Source organism: Saccharothrix stipae (assembly GCF_054781895.1).
Genome location: NZ_BAAGTN010000031.1, coordinates 236,752 through 255,871 on the forward strand (window position 1 = coordinate 236,752; position 19,120 = coordinate 255,871).

At 71.0% G+C, this 19,120-nt stretch carries 17 protein-coding genes and 1 pseudogene; 9 read left to right on the forward strand and 9 right to left on the reverse strand.

Going from position 1 to position 19,120, the window contains the following annotated elements:
- Positions 1 to 41: 41 nt before the first annotated feature.
- The 5 genes from ACYVLT_RS39450 (at position 42) to ACYVLT_RS39470 (ending at position 4,447) form a co-directional block, all read left to right on the forward strand.
- Positions 42 to 590 (forward strand): TetR/AcrR family transcriptional regulator, encoded by a 549-nt coding sequence (locus ACYVLT_RS39450; protein WP_461125267.1) that lies wholly within the window; start codon positions 42 to 44, stop codon positions 588 to 590.
- Between the two features lie 4 nt (positions 591 to 594).
- Positions 595 to 1,002 carry a hypothetical protein gene (locus ACYVLT_RS39455; protein ID WP_461125268.1) on the forward strand — a complete coding sequence of 136 codons (408 nt, stop codon included), beginning with the start codon at positions 595 to 597 and terminating at the stop codon, positions 1,000 to 1,002.
- Between the two features lie 60 nt (positions 1,003 to 1,062).
- Positions 1,063 to 1,527 carry a hypothetical protein gene (locus ACYVLT_RS39460; protein WP_461125269.1) on the forward strand — a complete coding sequence of 155 codons (465 nt, stop codon included), beginning with the start codon at positions 1,063 to 1,065 and terminating at the stop codon, positions 1,525 to 1,527.
- Positions 1,528 to 1,644: 117 nt separating this feature from the next.
- Complete coding sequence (locus tag ACYVLT_RS39465) at positions 1,645 to 3,072, forward strand: cellulase family glycosylhydrolase (protein WP_461125270.1); 1,428 nt, start codon at positions 1,645 to 1,647, stop codon at positions 3,070 to 3,072.
- Between the two features lie 109 nt (positions 3,073 to 3,181).
- The gene (locus ACYVLT_RS39470; protein WP_461125271.1) at positions 3,182 to 4,447 is read left to right on the forward strand and encodes a tetratricopeptide repeat protein; all 1,266 of its coding nucleotides are present in this window, start codon (positions 3,182 to 3,184) and stop codon (positions 4,445 to 4,447) included.
- A 312-nt stretch (positions 4,448 to 4,759) separates the two neighbouring features.
- Here the strand turns inward: ACYVLT_RS39470 and ACYVLT_RS39475 are convergent, their stop codons facing one another.
- Genes ACYVLT_RS39475 through ACYVLT_RS39485 form a run of 3 tightly spaced genes read right to left on the reverse strand, consistent with a single transcriptional unit; the run spans position 4,760 to position 7,762 of the window.
- Complete coding sequence (locus ACYVLT_RS39475; RefSeq protein WP_461125272.1) at positions 4,760 to 6,238, reverse strand: glutamate-cysteine ligase family protein; 1,479 nt, start codon at positions 6,236 to 6,238, stop codon at positions 4,760 to 4,762.
- A gap of 22 nt (positions 6,239 to 6,260) precedes the next feature.
- Positions 6,261 to 6,920: a 4'-phosphopantetheinyl transferase family protein gene (locus ACYVLT_RS39480; RefSeq protein ID WP_461125273.1), complete on the reverse strand. Its 660-nt coding sequence runs from the start codon at positions 6,918 to 6,920 to the stop codon at positions 6,261 to 6,263.
- The gene (locus ACYVLT_RS39485) at positions 6,917 to 7,762 is read right to left on the reverse strand and encodes a metallophosphoesterase family protein (protein ID WP_461125274.1); all 846 of its coding nucleotides are present in this window, start codon (positions 7,760 to 7,762) and stop codon (positions 6,917 to 6,919) included. Before ACYVLT_RS39485 ends, ACYVLT_RS39480 begins: the two co-directional genes overlap by 4 nt.
- A 421-nt stretch (positions 7,763 to 8,183) precedes the next feature.
- On the opposite strand from ACYVLT_RS39485, the pseudogene ACYVLT_RS39490 reads away from it, so the two are divergent.
- Together ACYVLT_RS39490 and ACYVLT_RS39495 are read left to right on the forward strand one after the other, a co-directional pair.
- Positions 8,184 to 8,525 (forward strand): annotated as a pseudogene (locus tag ACYVLT_RS39490) (transposase); the annotation flags it as partial.
- Positions 8,526 to 8,628: 103 nt separating this feature from the next.
- Complete coding sequence (locus ACYVLT_RS39495) at positions 8,629 to 8,880, forward strand: hypothetical protein (protein WP_461125275.1); 252 nt, start codon at positions 8,629 to 8,631, stop codon at positions 8,878 to 8,880.
- A 10-nt stretch (positions 8,881 to 8,890) separates the two neighbouring features.
- Here the strand turns inward: ACYVLT_RS39495 and ACYVLT_RS39500 are convergent, their stop codons facing one another.
- The 3 genes from ACYVLT_RS39500 to ACYVLT_RS39510 are packed head-to-tail and all read right to left on the reverse strand — an operon-like array spanning position 8,891 to position 14,684.
- Complete coding sequence (locus ACYVLT_RS39500; protein ID WP_461125276.1) at positions 8,891 to 11,770, reverse strand: TIR domain-containing protein; 2,880 nt, start codon at positions 11,768 to 11,770, stop codon at positions 8,891 to 8,893.
- Positions 11,771 to 11,793: 23 nt separating this feature from the next.
- Complete coding sequence (locus tag ACYVLT_RS39505; RefSeq protein WP_461125277.1) at positions 11,794 to 12,966, reverse strand: histidine kinase; 1,173 nt, start codon at positions 12,964 to 12,966, stop codon at positions 11,794 to 11,796.
- Positions 12,963 to 14,684 (reverse strand): sodium/solute symporter, encoded by a 1,722-nt coding sequence (locus ACYVLT_RS39510; protein WP_461125278.1) that lies wholly within the window; start codon positions 14,682 to 14,684, stop codon positions 12,963 to 12,965. Before ACYVLT_RS39510 ends, ACYVLT_RS39505 begins: the two co-directional genes overlap by 4 nt.
- Before the next feature lie 62 nt (positions 14,685 to 14,746).
- On the opposite strand from ACYVLT_RS39510, the gene ACYVLT_RS39515 reads away from it, so the two are divergent.
- Positions 14,747 to 15,439 carry an RNA-guided endonuclease InsQ/TnpB family protein gene (locus tag ACYVLT_RS39515; protein ID WP_461125279.1) on the forward strand — a complete coding sequence of 231 codons (693 nt, stop codon included), beginning with the start codon at positions 14,747 to 14,749 and terminating at the stop codon, positions 15,437 to 15,439.
- A gap of 89 nt (positions 15,440 to 15,528) precedes the next feature.
- Here the strand turns inward: ACYVLT_RS39515 and ACYVLT_RS39520 are convergent, their stop codons facing one another.
- From ACYVLT_RS39520 to ACYVLT_RS39530, 3 genes are read right to left on the reverse strand one after another with little or no spacing between them, the layout of a single operon-like run.
- The gene (locus tag ACYVLT_RS39520) at positions 15,529 to 15,915 is read right to left on the reverse strand and encodes a DUF485 domain-containing protein (protein ID WP_360449541.1); all 387 of its coding nucleotides are present in this window, start codon (positions 15,913 to 15,915) and stop codon (positions 15,529 to 15,531) included.
- Positions 15,912 to 16,751, reverse strand: a complete 840-nt coding sequence (locus tag ACYVLT_RS39525) for a LytR/AlgR family response regulator transcription factor (protein WP_461125280.1) — start codon at positions 16,749 to 16,751, stop codon at positions 15,912 to 15,914. The genes ACYVLT_RS39520 and ACYVLT_RS39525 overlap by 4 nt, the downstream gene beginning before the upstream one ends.
- 32 nt (positions 16,752 to 16,783) lie before the next feature.
- Positions 16,784 to 17,092 carry a hypothetical protein gene (locus ACYVLT_RS39530; RefSeq protein ID WP_461125281.1) on the reverse strand — a complete coding sequence of 103 codons (309 nt, stop codon included), beginning with the start codon at positions 17,090 to 17,092 and terminating at the stop codon, positions 16,784 to 16,786.
- Positions 17,093 to 17,587: 495 nt separating this feature from the next.
- Between ACYVLT_RS39530 and ACYVLT_RS39535 the strand changes: the two genes are divergently transcribed.
- Complete coding sequence (locus ACYVLT_RS39535) at positions 17,588 to 19,090, forward strand: ATP-binding protein (RefSeq protein WP_461125282.1); 1,503 nt, start codon at positions 17,588 to 17,590, stop codon at positions 19,088 to 19,090.
- Positions 19,091 to 19,120 lie beyond the last annotated feature (30 nt).

Below are 19,120 nucleotides of genomic sequence, written 5' to 3' on the forward strand. Positions count from 1 at the left end.
ACCTCCTGGGGAGCGACGCTCTAGAGCGGTACTCTAACCCCATGGGATCGACTGGTCGGCGAGCCGTGCTGGACGCGGCGCTCGCGCTGGTCGACGAAGGAGGGCTGGACGCGGTCACGATCAGCGCGCTGACCGCCCGTTCCGGGGTGTCCAACGGCAGCGTCTACCACCACTTCGGCAGCCGGGCGGGCCTGTTCTCGGTGCTGTACGGGGAGAGCTTCGCGCACTGCGTCGCCGCGATGGTCCCGGCGCTGGACGCCGGTGACGCGCAGCGGGCCGTGCGGGCGGTGGTGGCGCGGTACCTGGGGTGGGTCGCCGAGCACCCCGGTCGGGCCCGGTTGCTCTACGCCGCGCCGTCCACCGCCGACCCGGCCGTGAAGGCCGAGGTGTTCGAGCCGGTCGCGCGCTGGTTCGCGGTGCGGATGGCGGCGGGTGAGGTGCGCGAGTTCCCCTTGTGGGCGCTGGATCCCGTGGTGATGGGCCCCGCGCACGAGTGCGCCCGGCGTCACCTGATGGGCGCGCTCGACCTGGCCGCGGCCACCGATGTGGTCGGTGATGCGGTGTGGGCGGCGGTCGCGCCCGTAGGGTGATCGCATGGCCACTTGGGGCGACCTCGCCGCATACGTGCACGACACCTATGACGTGATCGCGGAGAACGAGGACGAGATCCGGATCCTGTTCAACTTCGAGCAGTTCGACGAGGACGACGAGCGGACCCAGGTGGTCGTCCTGGTCCGCGAGGTGCTCGACAAGCTGCACGAGTGGGTGCAGATCGCGTCGCCGATCGGGCTGGCGGCGAACGTCGACCTGCACGCGTTCCTCACCGAGGTCGGCAACTCGACCATCGCGTGCGGCGCGGCGATCATGGGTGACCACGTGGTGCTGCGGCACTCGTTGCCGTTGGTGGACCTGGACATCCACGAGTTCACCGAGCCGCTGGCGTTGCTCGCGGGCACGGCGGACCGGCTGGAGGAGACGTTCTTCGGCGGGGACGACTACTGATGCGGCGATGAGCGGTGGTGCTAACTTAGGTTTACCTAAGTGCGAGGAAGGGCTCACCGCGTGACCACACGGCCTGTGTCCGTAGCCGGGTACGAGTGCATGACCGTCCAGGTGCGTGCGGGTCTGGGTGAACGACGGCTGGTCGCCGCCGTGCGGTCCCTGTTCGTGCGGCACGAGGTGTTGCGGGCCGACGGTGTCACGGCCGAGTCGTGCGTCCACCGGGTGGTGCTGCCGCCGGGTCTGGTGCCGTTCGCCGCCGTGCAGGACGTGCCGGGTCAGGCGCCCCTGCGGGTCGTGTGGTTCGACGGTGGCGCGGTGGGTCGGATCGTGCTGGCCGTGCGGCGTGACGTGCTGGTCGCTCTCCCGTGGCACGTGCTGCTGCCGGGTCTGGTGTCGGCGTGGAGCGCGAGCACCCACTTGCGGGTGCGTCGGCCGGTGCCGGTGGCGGTACCGGTGTCCGAGCCGCTGGTGACCAAGCTGGTGACCGAGCCGCCGGTGACCAAGCTGTCGGTGTCGACGCCCTGAATCGTTGACACGTGGTGTCCCGGGGTGCTGTGATCCACGCAACAGATAGGAAACTTTCCTAACTGTGCCGCCGCCAGCGTGTTCCACCTCATCCCCGTGACCCGTGGGAGGCACCCTGTGGCACCCCGATGGCCCGTACCCACCCTGCTCGCGCCGCTCGTCGCGGCCCTCCTCGCCGTGCCGACGGCCTCGGCGGACGTCGGCGCGGCGGCCGTCACCGAGCACCAGGCGGAGAGCGCGACGATCTCCAACGGCCTGGTCGAGTCCAACCACGCGGGCTACACCGGCAGCGGCTTCGTCAACTACGACAACGAGTCCGGCTCGTACGTCGAGTTCACCGTGACCGCCGCGGCGGCCGGCCCCGCGACCCTGACCTTCCGGTACGCCAACGGCACCACCGCCAACCGGCCGGTGAGCGTCACGGTCAACGGCGGCGGCACGGCCGGCATCGCGTTCCCCGGCACCGGCGCGTGGTCCACCTGGGGCACCGGCTCCGCGACCGCGTCGTTGACCGCCGGCGCGAACCGCGTGCGCGTCACCGCGACCACGGCCAACGGCGGCCCGAACCTCGACCGGCTCACCGTCGACACCGGCACGGTCGGCGCGGGTCGGCCCGCCGACGTCAACGGGCAGCTGCGGGTGTGCGGCGTGAAGCTGTGCAACCAGTACGGGAAGCCGATCCAGCTGCGCGGCATGAGCACGCACGGCATCCAGTGGTACGCCCAGTGCGTGAAGCCCGCGTCGTTGGACGCGTTGGCGGGCGACTGGGGCGCCGACGTCCTGCGGATCTCGATGTACGTGCAGGAGGGCGGGTACGAGACCGACCCCCGCCGGTTCACCGACATGGTGCACGGCTACATCGAGGAGGCGACCCGGCGCGGCATGTACGCGCTGGTCGACTGGCACCAGCTCGACCCGGGCGACCCGAACGCGAACATCTCGTCGGCCCGCACGTTCTTCACCGAGGTCGCGCAACGCCACCGGGACAAGACCAACATCATCTACGACATCGCGAACGAGCCGAACGGCGTGTCGTGGGCGGGGATCAAGTCCTACGCCGAGCAGATGATCCCGGTGATCCGGGCGCAGGACCCCGACGGCGTGGTGTTCGTCGGCACGCACGGCTGGGGATCGCTGGGCATCTCCGACGGGCGCAGCGAGCAGGACATCATCGCCAACCCGATCAACGCCACGAACTTCATGTACACCTTCCACTTCTACGCGGCGTCGCACCAGGACGAGTACTTCGCCGCGTTGCAGCGGGCGGCGGCGCGGCTGCCGATCTTCGTGACCGAGTTCGGCACGCAGACCTACACCGGTGACGGCGGCAACGACTTCGCCTACAGCCAGAAGTACCTGGACTTCCTGGCCGCGAACAAGATCGGCTGGACGAACTGGAACTTCTCCGACGACTTCCGCTCGGGCGCGGTGTTCAAGGAGGGCACGTGCGCCGGTTCCACGTTCACCGGCACTGGTGTCCTCAAGCCGGCGGGCGCCTGGATCCGTGACCGGATGCGGACACCCGACAACTTCCCGACCAGCTGAGGGTTGCCACCCGTCGGCGGCACGCCACGATGCGGTGCCGCCGACGGGGGTGCGGCGGACACCGGTGGTGCGGGAGCATCGGTGGGGAGGCGACATCCGGGGGGCGCACGTGGGAGACAAGTCGGGCAGCGGTGACACGGCTGCGGTGGTCGGTTTCGGGGTGGCCGCGGCGCGCGGCGGCAACACCGCGGAGGCGGAGGTCTGGTACCGCGCCGCGGCCGACCGCGGTGACGTCGACGGCATGAACCTGCTGGCGCTGGCCTGCGAGGGGCGCGGCGCGTTCGCCGAGGCCTCGCGCTGGTACGCCCGCGCGGCGGGTGAGGGCGACACGGTCGCGATGCACGGCCTGGCCCGTCTCGCCCGGCAGGACGGACGCCCGGACGACGCCGAGCGCTGGTACCGGGAAGCCGCCGAACGCGGTGACCAGGAGGCCATGATGGCGTTGGCCGACCTGATCTCGGCGGTGGACCGGTCGGGTGACGACGAGTGGTACCGCCGTGCCGCCGAGTCGGGCAACCCGCGGGCCCTCGCGGTGATCAGCACCCGGCTGCGGGCCAGGGGAGAGACCGACGAGGCGGAGCGGTGGTTGCGCCGGGCGGTGGAGACGACCGGTGAGCCGTTCTTCATGGCCGAGCTCGGCTCGGTGCTCGCGGGACGTGGTGCGGTGGACGAGGCGGAGACGTGGCACCGGCGTGCCGCCGAGGCCGGTGACGTCGACGCGATGGGACAGCTGGGCGCGGTGCTGGTGGCCGCGGGTCGGGCGGACGAGGCCGAACAGTGGTACCGGAGGGCGGCCGGCGCCGGTCGGACGTCCGCCATGGCCGACCTCGCGCTGCTGCTGGTGCACCGGGGCGAGACCGCCGCGGCCGAGACCTGGCTGGAGCGGGCGTCGAACGCGGCCGGGGTGGAGGTGGACCACGACCTGTGGGCCTCGCTGCCGCCCCTGGACCCCGCCGCCCTCGCCCGCCGACGACGCGACGCCGCCACCCGTCACCGGGTGCTCGTCGTGCTCGGCGCCCTGGCCCGGCGGCGCGGCGACCTCGACGAGGCCGAGGACTGCTTCCGGCGCGCCGCGGAGGCGGGTGACACGCAGGCGATGTACGAGCTGGGGATGCTGCTGACGCGGTGGGGAAGTGCGAGCACCCGCGCCGCGGCCCACCGTCCGGGCCGGCGGGTCGAGCCGCCGTCGGAGCGGGCGGAGACCTGGTTCCGCCGGGCCGCCGAGGCGGGCCACCCGGACGCGATGTTCAGCCTGTCCGCGCTGCACAAGGGCCTTGAGGAGGGCGACCGGTGGTGGAACCGCGCCGTCGAAGCCCGACAGGCCGACGCCATGAAGGCACTGACCGCCCCGCAACCCCCACCTGACCACCCCTGACCCGGCCGCCCGATGTCCGTGGTTGTGGATCGGCCGGCCGGCCCTGGTCGCTGTCGAGCAGGTCTGTGACCTGCGGGTGTCGCGGCGCCGGGGAGTCCACGGCAACGCGCCCCGGACCATGGCATACCTGCGCAACCTCGCCACCAACGCCCTGCGCCTGACCGGCCACACCACCATCGCCGCCGGGTTGCGAACCTCGGCCCGCAACCCCGCCCGGCCGCTCGCGCACCACCCGACCCGAATGCTTCGCAGGGGTCCTCGCCCAGGGGACCCCTGTTCTTCATTCTGCCGGCGGGGTCTGACAATTTGGTGTCAGGAGACCGGCCAGGTGTGCACGGGTTCGTTGCTGTGCATCAGGTCCCGGTACGTGCGCAGCATCCGGCGCAACGCCTCGGGCCGGTCCAGGGCGGTGTGGTCGTAGTGGCGGTGGAACGAACGCGCCTGCCACGTCGCCCCGTTCACGCCGGTCAGGCAGCGCTGCTCGATCACGCCCAGCAGGCGGTCGCGTTCGGCCGCCTCGACCTTCATCCGCACCAAGCCCTCGTGCGCCATCGGCAGCAGGCGGCGCAGCACCAGTTCGGCCACCGGCACCGTGCCGAGACCCGGCCAGTACACCTGCGCGTCGATCCCCGCCCGCGCGCCCGAGGTGAAGTTCTCCTCCGCCGCGCTGAACGACATCTGCGACCACAGCGGCCGCTCCTCCTCGGCCAGCACGCGCACCAGGCCGTAGTAGAACGCGCCGTTGGCCAGCATGTCGACCACCGTCGGCCCGGCCGGCAGGGTCCGGTTCTCCACCCGCAGGTGCGGCTGGTCGCGCACCACGTCGTACACCGGCCGGTTCCAGCGGTAGACGGTGCCGTTGTGCAGCCGCAGCTCCGCCAACGACGGCGTGTCCCCGCGCTCCAGCACCTGCAACGGGTCCTCCTCGTCGCAGATCGGCAGCAACGCCGGGAAGTACCGCACGTTCTCCTCGAACAGGTCGAAGATCGACGTGATCCACCGCTCCCCGAACCACACCCGCGGCCGGACGCCCTGCTCCTTCAGCTCGTCGCTGCGCGTGTCCGTGGCCTGCTGGAACAACGCGATCCGGGTCTCCCGCCACAGCTCCTTGCCCATCAGGAACGGCGAGTTGGCGCCGATCGCGACCTGGACCCCGGCGATGGCCTGCGCCGCGTTCCAGTACGCCGCGAAGTCCTCGGGCGAGACCTGGAGGTGGAACTGCGTGCTCGTGCACGCGCCCTCCGGCACGATCGAGTCCGCCGTCATCTGCAACCGCTCGACCCCGCTGATCGCGATCTGGAGGTCCTCGCCCCGCGCGGCCAGCACCTGCTCGTTCAGCAGCGCGTACCGGGGGTTGCCCGACAGCGCGCTCACCGCCAGGTGCTTGGGTTGCAGCGTCGGCAGGATCCCGATCATCACCATGTGCGCGTCCACGCTGCGGGCCTTGTGCTCGGCCTCGTTGAGCGATCGGCGCACCACGTCCTCGAACTCGGTGATCCCGCCGCCGGTCAGCAGCCGGGGTGCGACGTTGATCTCCAGGTTCCACTGGCCGAGCTCGGTCACGAAGTCCGGGTCGGCGATGGCCTCCAGCGCCTCGGCGTTGCGCATCGCCGGGTCGCCCGCGTCGTCGACCAGGTTGAGCTCGATCTCCAACCCGGTCGTCGGCCGGTCGAACTCGAACCGCGACTCCCGCAGCATCCGGGCGAACACGTCCAGGCAGCGGCGCACCTTGGTGCGGTACCGCGTCCGGTCATCGCGGGTGAACTCCTGTCGCCCGACCTCGTCGCCCATACCGCCGCCTCCCCAACCCCGATCAGCGCGCGGGTACCGCGATCGCGGTGACCACAAACCCCTCCCGGGCCAGCCAGCGACCGGTGAACCCGTCCAGCGGCGCGCCGTGCACCACCGGCGGCTCGATGAGGATCCGCGCGGTGAACGTGCCGTCGTCCGGGTTGATGGTCACCTCCGCATCCTCGAACCCCAGCCACGTCCGCGCCAGCGGGAACCACGCCTTGTAGACCGACTCCTTCGCGCTGAACAGCAGCCGGTCCCACGCCACCTTGTCGCCGCCCGCGGCCAGCTCGCCCATCCTGGCCAGCTCGCCGGGCACCGCGATGGCGTCGAGCACCCCGCTGGGGGTCGGCTCGTTCGGTTCGGCGTCGATCCCGATGGTCCACACCTCGGACGTGCGGGCGACGGCCGCGGCCCGGTAGCCCTTGCAGTGCGTGATGCTGCCCACGACCCCGTCGGGCCACGCCGGCTCGCGCTTCGGACCGGGCAGCAGCGGCGCGGGCGGGAACCCGAGCTCGGCCAACGCGGTGCGCGCGCAGTGCCGCCCGGTGGTGAACTCCCGGCGCCTCTTGTCCACCGCTCGGGCGATGTGTTCCTCCTCTTCGGGGAACAACACCACCCCGTCGGGGTCGCCGAACGACTCGAACGCCGACACCGGCGGCCTGAGCAGGTCGGTGATCATCGCGCGTCCCCCTCACGCAGCACGTCCAGCAGCGGCGCGGCGGTCCAGCCACGAGGCTGCCACTCGCGCGGGTAGCCCAGCGACACCTCGTCGAAGCGGACGCCGTCCTTGCGGATCGTGCGCGGGATGTGCAGGTGGCCGTAGACCATCACCGCGGCGCGGAACCGCAGGTGCCAGTCCGCGGTCCGCTCCGTGCCGCACCACAGGGCGAATTCGGGGTACCGCAGCACGAACGTGGGATCACGGACGAGTGGCCAGTGGTTGATCAGCACGGTGCGCAACGAAGGGTCCACGGCGCGCAACCGGCGTTCGGTCTCCTCGACCCGAGCCGCGCACCAGGCCTCACGGCTCGGGTACGGGTCGGGGTGCAGGAAGTACTCGTCGGTGCAGATGACACCGGCCCCCTGGGCGGCGGCGAGCGCGGACTCCTTGTCCGTGGTGCCCGCCGGGCGGAACGTGTAGTCGTAGAGCGTGAACAGCGGCGCCACCGCCACCGGCCCGCCCTGGCCCTCGAACACCGCGAACTCGTCCTCGGGCGTGAGCACGTCGATGCTCCGGCACAGCTCCACCAGCTGCTTGTAGCGCACCTCGCCGCGCGCCTGCGCCGGGTCGTCCCTGGTGGTCCACAGCTCGTGGTTGCCCGGCGACCACACGACCCGGGCGAACCGGCCGCGCAGCACGCCCAGCGCCCACTCCACGTCGTCGAACTTCTCCGCCACGTCACCCGCCACGATCAGCCAGTCGTCGGGCGAGCGCGGCCGGATCGCCTCGACGAAGTCGCGGTTCTGCTGATAGGTCACGTGCAGGTCACTGGTGGCGAGGAGACGCGGCGGCGTGGTCACGCTTTCGAGCGTATCCGTGGTCGGCAGCCTCCGGGGAGTGACGACCGCTCATCCGCTCGTCGCTCCTGCGTTGCCGTTCGGCGGAGTTCGGGTGGCCGCGTGACGCTGGACCACTCCCGTTCGTCGCGCGTTCCCTTACCAGGGAGCTTCGGTGTTCCTAGCGTGATGGCCATCACGACAGTCCTGGGCGGAGGACCTGATGACCAACTACGTACGACCAGCGCAGCCGTTCGGTCGAACGGTGGGCGCGGAGATCGCCCGCCAGGTGCAACAGCACTCGCACCCCGCGGTCGCTCCCCGGCGCACGGACGACGCCGCCCTGGCCATGTTGCTGCGCGCCCGCCAGCGCGGCGACGCCCAGCGGCAGGAGCCGTGGGTGCGCCGGGCGCCGGAAGCGCCTCCCCGTCCGCCGCACGCCGACGTGATCGAGCAGCTGGCCGTGCGCCTGGTGCCGCCGTCGTTGTGGGCGGTGGTGGAGCCGCTGCTGCCACCCGCGAAGGTGCGTCGCCAGGGCGGCGGCCGGGGCCGGGTGTCGGACCGGGCCATCTTCACCGCGATCGTGTTCGTCCTGACCAGCGGTTGCGCGTGGCGGCACCTGCCGCCGACGTTCGGCGTGACCGTGCCGACCGTGCACCGCCGGTTCCAGGAGTGGAGCGAGGCGGGGCTGTGGCTGCGGCTGCGGCGGGTGGCGATGGAAGGCGCGGCGGCCGACGCCGAGTGGTTGCGGCTGGTGCTGGAAGCGGCAGAACGACGCGGCGCGCGCGCCGCGGGTTGAGCTCAACGGGAACGACGGTGGCAACGCGGACGTCCCACGAAGTGAACCGGGACGTCCGCTGCGCCGTTCGTCCCCATGGAGGTGTTTGGTCATGAAGGAGCTGTCCAGACGTGAGATCGCCCTGCTGAGGGCGACCGTCGCGAACCGGGTCGACCTGACCCGCAGCGCCGAGCCGGACGTGCGGGTGGACGGCTTGCCGTTCTGCGACCCGACCGCGGCGCGTGCGCTCGTGCACGCCGGGTTGATCGAGGCGTCGAGCCCGGTCGCGCCGGGTGACCGCGCACCCGCCCGGCTCACGGCCGCGGGCGCCGCGGCCCTGGGCCTGGCGGTCCTCGCGGCCTGACCGGACGGGCTCAGCCGAGCAGTGTCGCCAGCTTGGCCGCCAGGTCGGCCAACACCCGCTCGCCGTCGTGCGGCGGTAACTCGCTCAGCGTGGTCTTCGCGGGCACGCCCTGGAACCGGTTGAGCGCGGGCGTCTCGTCGAACAGGCTCGGGCCGACCAGCACCGGGATGATCCGGCAGCCGCCCTCCTCGGCGGCGGCCAGCAGTCGCGGCAACTCCTCGGAGTTGATGTAGTCCGACGCCAGCGAGTCGGCGCTGACCAGCACCAACGCGACCCTGGCGCGGGCCAGGGCCCGGGTGATCTCCTGCTGCCACTTCTCGCCCAGCTCGATCCGGTGGTCCGACCAGACGTCCAGCCGCAACGGCTTGAGGTGCACCTGGAGCCGGCTCAGCCAGTGGGCGTCCTGGTGGCTGTAGCAGACGAACACCTGGTCACGCGGCACCGGCAGGCGTTTGCCCGCCAGGTCGAGCAGGTCGTCGCGGTGCAGCTGGCCGAGGTAGAACCGGAACTGCGGGTCGTCCGCGACCAGCCGGTGCCCGCGCGGGTCGTGGAAGAGGTGGTCGGCGCGCAGGCCCTCGAACAGGTCCGTGCGCTGCCCGTCCAGCTTGAGGATCCCGTCCGGGGTCCGGGCCAGCTCCAGCAGCAGGTCCACGCACACCGCCTCGTCCGGCCGGTCGCGCGTGATGAAGTCGACCACCACGTCGTGGTACTTGAGCTTCAGCCGTTCGGTGACCTTGGCGCGGGCGTGGGCGAGGTCGGTGCGCACCGACCTGCGGCTCGGCTCGGTCTGCTCGACCCCCGCCGTGACCGCGACCTGCCAGCACAGCATCTGCGCGGTGAGCAGGCTGCCCGCCGAGGCGCGGGAGATCTCGGCCTTGCGGTCGAACACGATGTTCAGCGCGTTCTCGCCCTGCTCGATCATCTTGACGACGAGCCCTTCGACGGCCGCCCCGAGCCGGAACACCCTGATCCGCGTGGCGACGTCCGTGCCGACGGAGACCAGGTTGCGCGCCGTGCCGGGGATGCCGAGGAGCACCAGCCGACGGTCGGAGGAACCGTTGTCCGCCAACAACTTCAGGTAGTCGGCCAGCTCGTTCTGGAGGTTCTCGGGTAATCGCTGGAAGTCGTCCACCGCGACCAGACCGGTGTGCTTCGCGGGTAACGCGGCGATGGTCGACAGGTCGGCCGGGTTGCGCGCGCTCAACACCGTGACCTCGCCGAGCCGGTCACCGTCCAGCGCGACGGCCTTGCGCAGCAGCGTCGTCTTCCCGATGCCGGACGGCCCTTCGAGCACGATGCCCAACCCCGGTTGGCGCAGGGACATCCGGAACTCGGCGAAGTCGTCCGGCTCCACGAACGTCACCGTCGGCACCCCGGCCACGGTGAACACCTCGCCCAGGCTCCGGGGCTCCGCGATGGTCCTCGCGTCCACGGGCACGGGCGGCTCACCGCGCAACTGCTGAACCGCGAACCGCACCCCTTCCACCACGCTGAGCAGCGCCTCGTCCTGGCTGTCCCAGTCGACCACCGGCCGACCACCCGTGGGCAGCGGCGCCAAGGAGCCGAACGGTTGTCCCTCCCACGACGTCGGTCGGAGCACCACCGGCAGCACCACGGCGGCCTCGCGCCGGTGCCGCTGCATGGCCACGCCGAGTTCCCGGCTGGCCCCGTACCCGGTGGCCAGCAGGTGGCGGCTCACCATCAGCAGCACCAGGCCCGCGTCCCGGACCCCCGGCACGACCACGGTGTCGAAGTCGAAGCTCTCGTCCACGAACCGCAGGGCCACGTCCGACAGGGCGCCCTCCGACAGCAGCCCCGCCAGCGACTCCGCCAACGCCTTGGCGAACACGCGGTCCGGCTTGGAGACCACCACGACCAGCCTCGGCGCGCGAGGCCCGTCGCGGACCACGGGCAGGGCCGTCGGACCCGGCTTTCCCGGGTATCCCGGCGCTTCCCCGGCTCTGACCGCGATGCCGAGCGCGTCGAACAACGAGTCGCGGGCCGCCCGCGAGCTCAGCCCCACCAGGTCGCAGGTGTGCCCGAACAGCTTCGTCGTGGTCCGCACCGCCACTTGGACCGCGACGACCTCACCCGGCAGCTCCCGCGCGACGAAGATCTCCGCGATGGACAGGTTGTTCGACACGACGACCAACACCTGGTGGACGCGGTGGTCCACGGGCGCCAGGTGGATCTCCGGCGACCGCAGGGCGCGTGCGTCCAGCACGGCGGAGTACCCGGCCTGCCGCAGCTGGAAGGCGATCCACTCGGCCCACTCGGCGTCCGCGGGGTTGTACAGGACCCCGAAGTCCGCGCGATCGCGCCCCGCCGCGCGGACCTCACCCGTCCGGATCCAGGCGACGGCGCCGGGCCCTTCGGTCCCGATCCAGGTCCGCCGGTACGCCCCGGCGTCCTCGGTGCCCTTGATGACCTCCTCGAAGAAGGGGTTCGAGGCGATGACGCTCAACGCGTTCGGGCTCGCCTTGGCGGCCGCCTTCATGGTGGCCGAGTCGAGCAGCCCGAGGGCCGTGGCCAGCGCCGAGCCGTCCACGCCGTTCACGTCGTACACCAACTTGCCCGCGTGCAGCGACACCAGCAATCGGACCCGGCCGGACTCCGGGAGGCCGTCGTTGTACCTGTCGAGCAACCGCTCCAGCGCGGCCGGCCACTCCCGAGCCACCAGGGTCTTCGACACACCGGGCCCCAGCAGCACGCGCAACAGTCCGTCGTCATCCTCGTCCGGCTCGACGGCATGCGCGATGCCCACGTCGCGGAACGACTGCCGCACCACCGCGGACAGGTCGCCTGCCGGGACGACGCCAGGTGGCAGCGGGGAGGAGTCGCTGTCGATGAAGATGATGGTGCGGTGCACCACGCGGCCCCGTCGCGCCATCCGCTCACCCCCGGTCCTCGCGGCTAGGCGTGCACGCCCGCCTGGTACTTCGGCACCCTCACACTGATCTTCGTGCCGAGCCCCTGCGCCGTTTCCACGACCAGACCGTAGTCGTCGCCGTAACAGCGCCGGAGCCGCTCGTCGATGTTCCCCAACCCGATCCCGGCCGTCTCGCCCACCTGACCGGCCAGCGTGCGGCGCAACGCTTCCGGGTCCATGCCGATGCCGTCGTCCTCGATGGTGATGTGGGCCTCCGCGCCCGCGTCCGCCGCGAGGATCGAGATGTGCCCCGGCCCGACCTTGCCCTCCATCCCGTGCCGCACCGCGTTCTCCACCAGCGGTTGCAGGCACAAGAACGGCACGGTCACCGGCAGCACCTCGGGCGCGATCTGCAACGTCACCTTGAGCCGTTCGCCGAACCGGGCCCGTTCCAGCGCCAGGTACTGGTCGATCGACTTCAGCTCCTCCGACAACGTGGTGAAGTCACCCGCCCGGCGGAACGAGTAGCGGGTGAAGTCGGCGAAGTCCAGCAACAGCGTGCGAGCGCGCTCCGGGTCCGTGCGCACGTAGGACGCGATGGCGGACAACGAGTTGTAGATGAAGTGCGGCGAGATCTGCGCCCGCAGCGCCCGCACCTCCGCCTCGACCAACCGGGTCCGCGACCGGTCCAGCTCGGCCAGCTCCAGCTGGCCCGACGCCCACCTCGCCACCTCGTTGGTCGCCCGCACGAGCCCCGCCGACGCCTCACGGCTGTACGCCGCCAGCACGCCGACCACCCGCCCCTCCACGGTCAGCGGCGCGAGGACGGCCGTGTGCACGGGGCAGTCGGGCGCGTCGCACGTGATGTCGAACGCGCGGGTGCGGCCGGTGTCGAACACGTCGGCGGCCAGGGTCATCGCCTCGGCCGCGTGGTGCTCGCCCTCGCCCTCCCACGCCACGACCTCGGTCTCGTCGGTCAACGCCAGCGCGGGCGTGCCCAGCAGCGTGCGCAGGTGCTTGGCCGACTTCTTCGCCGCCTCCGGCACCAGCCCGGCGCGCAGCGGGGGAGCGGCGGACCACGCGGTGTGCAGGGTCTCGAACGTGATGCGCTGCTCGTGGGTGAGGAAGTCGTTGCGGGTGCGGGAGGTCCACCACAGCGTGATCACCACGGCCAGGCCGACGAGCAGGATCGCGCCCGCCGTCCACAGCGCGGTCACAACCGGTCCTGACTGCGCAGACCCAGGTTCTCCGGCGCGTGCAAGCGCACCATGACGTGGTTCACCCCCGGTGGCACCTTGCGCGGCGTCAGCAGCGACACCACGTACATCACGATGAAGCCCAACGGCACGGTCCACGCGGCGGGCCGGGCCAGGAACACGTGGTACCACTCGCCGCGGCCACCGGTGCTGATCGTCACCAACCCGGCCACCAGCGCGGGCATCCCGCCCGCGACCATCCCGGCGACCGCTCCCACCGTGGTGATGCGCGTGCTCCAGATGCCCAGCACCAGCAGCGGGCACAGCGAGGACGCGGCCACCGCGAACGCCAGGCCCACCATGTCCGCCACCGGCACCTTGCCGACCAGCCACGTCATGCCCAACGGCACCAGCACCGCCAGCACCGTCGACACCCGGAACCCGCGCACACCGCGCAACCGCAGCACGTCCCGGCTCAGCACGCCCGCCAGCGACACCATCAGCCCGGACGACGTGGACAGGAACGCGGCGAACGCGCCACCGGCCACCAGCGCGCCCAGCAGCTGCCCGCCCAGCCCGTCGATCATCCGGCTCGGCAGCACCAGCACCACCGCGTCCGTGGCGCCGGTCATCAGCAGTTCCGGTGTGTACAGCCGACCGAGCGCGCCGTAGATCGGCGGCATCAGGTAGAACACGCCCAGCAGCCCCAGCACGATCAGCGTGGTCCGCCGCGCCGCGCGGCCGTTCGGGTTGGTGTAGAAGCGCACGATCACGTGGGGCAGGCCCATGGTGCCCAGGAACGTGGCGATGATCAGCGAGTACACCGCGTACAGGGGGAACCGTTCGCCCCCGCGCATCGGCAGCGCCCACACGTCGTTGGTGTTCGCGGGGATCGACCGCACGTGCGGCACGGCCGCGCCCTCGGGGAACGTGAGCCGCGTGCCGGCGGCCACCTCGTGCCGACCCGCGGTCAGCTCGCCGCCGCCCTCGACCGGCTGCCCGTCGACCCGGCCGGCGCCGGTGTAGGGCGTGGCGCGGGTGGCGTCGAACGCCGTGTCGGTGTCGAACGTGACCGTGGTCTGCTCCGGGAATTCCGGGAACTGCGGCCCGGTCAGGTCACGCGCGCCGTGCGCGTGCCAGGCCATCACCAGGAACACCACCGGCACCGCGATCGCGGTCAGCTTGAGCCAGTACTGGAACGCCTGCACGAACGTGATGCTGCGCATCCCGCCGGAGATCACGTTCGTGGTGACCACCACCGCGACCACCAGCGCGCCCACCCAGTCCGGCGCGCCCGTGACCGTGTGCAGCGTCAGCCCCGCGCCCTGGAGCTGCGGCAGCAGGTACAGCCACCCGATGCCCAGCGCGAACACGCTGGCCACCGCGCGCACCGCGGGCGAGGCGAACCGCGCCTCGGCGAAGTCCGGCAACGTGTACGCGCCGCTGCGGCGCAGGGGCGCGGCGACCAGCGCGAGCAGCACCAGGTAGCCCGCCGTGTAGCCGACCGGGAACCACAGCATGTCCGGGCCGTGCGCGAAGATCAGCCCGGCGATGCCGACGAACGACGCCGCCGACAGGTACTCGCCGCCGATGGCGGAGGCGTTCCACCACGGCGAGACGGTGCGCGAGGCGACGAAGAAGTCCGACGTCGTGCGCGAGATCCGCAACCCGTACGTGCCCACCAGCATGGTGCCGACCGCGACGACCAGCACCGCGACGATGCCGTACCCACTGCTCACCGCAGCCTCCGGAGCGTGACGGCAAGCTGTGGCCGGCCAAGACCGCTGCCCCACTGGAGTTCGTGTGGTCCTTCGCCGAAGTCGACGTGGCCGCGCTGAGCCCCACGGTGGTCGTGGTGTCCCGTGAGCCGGATGGCCGCTGGTACGCGACCTCCGCCATCGAGACCGAGGAACCCGAACCGAGGGCTGCCACCGGGTACGAGGTCGGTGTGGACCTCGGGCTGAAGGTTTTTCTCGTGACCAGTGACGGCGACCGGGTCGCCAACCCCCGTCGCCTGGTGCGCAAGACCCGGAACCCGGCCCGCCACCAACGCCGACTCGCCCGCTGCCAACGCGGCTCGAACAACCGGCGCAAGGTCAAAGCCAAGGTCGCTCGTGCCCGTCGGAAGGTCCGCGACACCAGGCACGACTTCCTGCACCGCACCAGCACGAAGCTGGTGCGCTCGGCGGTTCTCATCGCGATCGAGGACCGACAGCTCGAGTACAAGGCGGCCCGCGCCGGACGCGCCGTCGTGGTGATCGACCGTTGGTACCCGTCGAGCAAGACATGCTCGGCGTGCGGACACCTGCTCGCCGAGCTGAAGCTCTCGGTCCGGCACTGGACGTGCCCGGACTGCCGCACCCGGCACGATCGGGACCTCAACGCGGCCAGGAACATCCTCGCGGCTGGTCGAGCCGTAGCCCGAGGCGACTCGGGCGATGCCTGCGGAGCTGATGTCAGACGGCAAGGTCCTCCCTTCCGCGATCGGCTGTGAACCAGGAAGCGGGCACCGCGAGGTGCAGCGCATGAGCGCTACGCGCCGCGAAGCGCGTCGGGCTCCCACCTTCCGGGGCTGGGAGGAAGTCAAGAACGTTCCACCAGTTCGGCGAACTCGCGCTCGCTGCGCTCGGCCTGGCGCACGTAGAACCAGCCCGCGAGCACGAACACGGGGAACACCAGGAAGCCGAGCAGCAGCCACGGCAGCGGCAGGCCGAGCAGCCGCTGCGCGCCGACCTGCGGCGCGAACGTGAACACCAGCGGCAGCGCGGCCACGCTCCCGCACACCACCGCGCACAGCAGCAGCCCGAGCCGCCGCTGGGTCCTGATCAGCGACCGCATGTAGACCGCGCCGAGCTCGCTCTGCTCGTCGATCTCACGTGACGCGGGGTACGGCCGGGGAGCGCGCGGCGCGCGGGTGCGCGGGCTCGTCACCACGACGCGCTGGGTTGGCGGTCGCTGCGGCGAGGTCACGACGGCTGCCGGTTGCGGCGCACCAGCAGCTGCCGGAGGTGCCGGGCGTGCCGCCGGCTGACCGGCAGCACCGCGCCGCCGATGTTGACGCTCAGGTGACCGTCCTCCAGCCGCAGCTCGTCGATGTGCCCGAGTGACACGAGGTGACTGCGGTGGATGCGGACGAACCCGGCGGAGCGCCACCGCTCCTCCAGCCCGTTGAGCGCGGCGCGGACCAATCCGCTTCCGGTGGCGGTGTGCAGCCGGGCGTAATCGCCGTGCGCCTCGACGTACCGGATGTCGGCCAACCGGATGAACCGGGTGATACCGCCCAATTCGACCGGAATGACCTCGTCGCCCACATCGGGTGTTTTCTCGACGGGCGCGGCGACGGCCGGTTCCGCCGTCTTCGAATGGAGCACTTCGTGCACGATCCGGTGCACCGACTCGGCCAACCGCTCCGCCCGGACCGGCTTGAGCAGGTAATCGAGCGCTTTCAGCTCGAATGCCTCGACCGCGGGTTCCTGGTGCGCGGTGACGAAGACGATCCGCGGCGGCTGGGCGAACCGGGACAGCACCCGGGCCAGGTCCAGGCCGTCCAGGCCGGGCATCCGGATGTCGAGGAACACCGCGTCGACCGGCTGGCCCGCGTCCATGGCGCGGTGCAGCGTGCGCAGCGCCTTGGTCGCGTCCGTGACGGCTTCGACGTGGGCGACGCGCGGGTCGGAGCGCAACAGGTAGACGAGGTCTTCGAGCGCGGGGGCCTCGTCGTCCACGGCGAGCACCCGCAGCGTGCGCTCAAGCGCCCCACGGCGCTCCGGGCCCTCGCAGAGAGGGCAGGGAAGTCCTGAGGTCATGGAGTTCCAATGCGGGTCGGCAGCGTCGGCGATTAGACCACCGGACGCCTATCCTCGCCCTTCGGGGTGGCCAAGGGCAATGACCGCCGCGCGGCCTGCGCGTCACCGAGCGTCATCTCCAGTTCGAGGAACGCCTCCTCGGCCCGCCGCGCGGCCAGCGACACCGACGCCGCCGCCGCGCTGCCCACCAGTCGGCGGGTCGGTTCGTACAGGCCGCGCACCACGTCGGACCACTCGTCGGCCAGCCGCGCCAACTCGGTGAGCGCGCAGACCAATTCGGCGGAAGTGCGTGGCGTCGGGTCCGCGATCCGCGCCAGGTCGACGTGCGGATCGTATTCCATGACATCCCCCACGAGTGAGCCGCCGAAGTATCGAAACCCGATGCTCCCGTTGATCGACACACCGGTCAACGACCCGGGGGAGTGGTCTCGATTGGTGTGCGCCGGCAAAATGTACTGCCCGGCTGCAGGGCCCATCCGATGCGCTCGAGTTCCAGCATCCCAGCCAGGCTGGACGTGAGCAGCCGATCGGTCGCGGTGTCTGGCGAGGCATGGCCCGTCACGCTCCGTGCAGCCTCGAATCGGCTCGGTCGTGTTGGGAAGTCAGGGATTTGTAGCCCATTCGGGTGGAACCCAACTCATCGACTGGGTAACAGTCCTGGTCGTCGAGTTGGCTGGTCACGTGTCGTTGGCGTGCTGGTAACACCCCAATGGGGCGCGACTATATGCATCGACAGGGTGGTGCGTGTACCGGGTCGAAGTCGGAGTTCCGCGTCGTGAACGCGGCTCCGCGCAGGCCGCTCGCGCCGTGAGCGGCGAGAACATGAGGTCAGTGTCATGAGTGGGTGGACTGAGGGCGTTCCGACGGACGGCACTGTGGAACTGCCGCCCGATCCCCGCGCCTTGGAGGCCATCGGGAGGAACCACAGGCTCGAAACCGCTCTCGCGGACCTCGTGGACAACTCCATCGACGCCGGTGCCTCGCACGTCTTGATCAGGATCGTGCGGGCTGCCGGCAGGCTCCGGTCCCTCTACGTAGTCGACAACGGACGCGGCATCACTCCGGACGCGATCAACTCGGCGATGACCGTAGGCGGCCGCCGGTCGTACGGCGCGGATGACCTCGGTCACTTCGGCCTGGGACTCAAGGCGGCCTCGTTCAGCCAGTCAAGGGCGTTCTCGGTCATGTCGCGGGCCGTCGGGTGCGCCGCCGTGGGGCGTCGGTGGCGGCTGGACGGGACGGCGACCGGCTTCTACTGCGACATCGTGTCCGAGCGGTTCGCGGCCGACGAAGTCGACGGTGACTGGGGCATCCCCATGTCCGGCAGCGGCACCGTCATCCGCTGGGACGATGTCAGCGCCTTCCCAGTCAGTGACGAACCGGCCCGCGTCGAGCGCTTCATCGAGCACACGATCACCGCGGTGGGCGAGCACCTCGGACTGATCTTCCACAGGTTCCTGGAGAAGGGGCGCGTCAACATCGAGTTCGAGGTCCGCGACGCCGAGACGGGGTACAGCGGCGTTCGGGTACCCGTCGCCCCGCTCGACCCGTTCGGCTACACCCGTCCCGGCCGGGTCGATTTCCCCAAGGTCGTCAGGGCGACGAGTGGCGGCGTCGAGGTGTCGTTGCGGTGCCATATCTGGCCAGGACGTTCCACGAGCCCGGCCTTCAAGCTGCCAGGCGGCCACGTCGAGCGACAAGGTCTGTACTTCTACCGCCACGACCGACTGCTGCACGCCGGTGGCTGGGATGGCGTCCACGCGCCCCACCCCAGGCTGCAACTGGCCAGGGTCGAGGTCGACATCGACGACGACATTGTCGGCTTCTTCCGGATGAACCCCGAGAAGTCGCGAGTGCAGGTCGGGCCGGAGTTCGCGAGCCTCTGTGAGGCAGCCCGATCCGACGACGGCATGTCGTTCACCGGCTACCTCGACATCGCCGAGCAGGTGTACCGGAAGTCGCGCGAGCGGGACAAGAACCGCAAGGCGATGATCATGCCCGGTTCCGGGTTGCCCCCTCGGGTGCGTGCCACGATCGAACACGAGATCCCGGCGTTGGCCGGCGGGGAGCCGATCGACATCCGATGGCGCCAGTTCACCGACGAGTCGTTCTTCGAGATCGACCGCGCCGCGAACACCCTGTGGCTGAACAAGCGCTATCGCAAGGTGCTCCTGGGTGGCAAGCATGGCGGGCTCAACGACCTACCTCTGATCAAGACACTTCTCTACCTCGTGGTGGAGAACGTCTTCGAAGGTGACAGGCTCGGTGCGAGGGACAAGGACAACATCGACCTGTGGCAGGAACTCCTCACCACGGCGGTCAAAGCCGAGCGCCAGTGAGCCCTCCGAACGATGAACGCCACCTCTCAC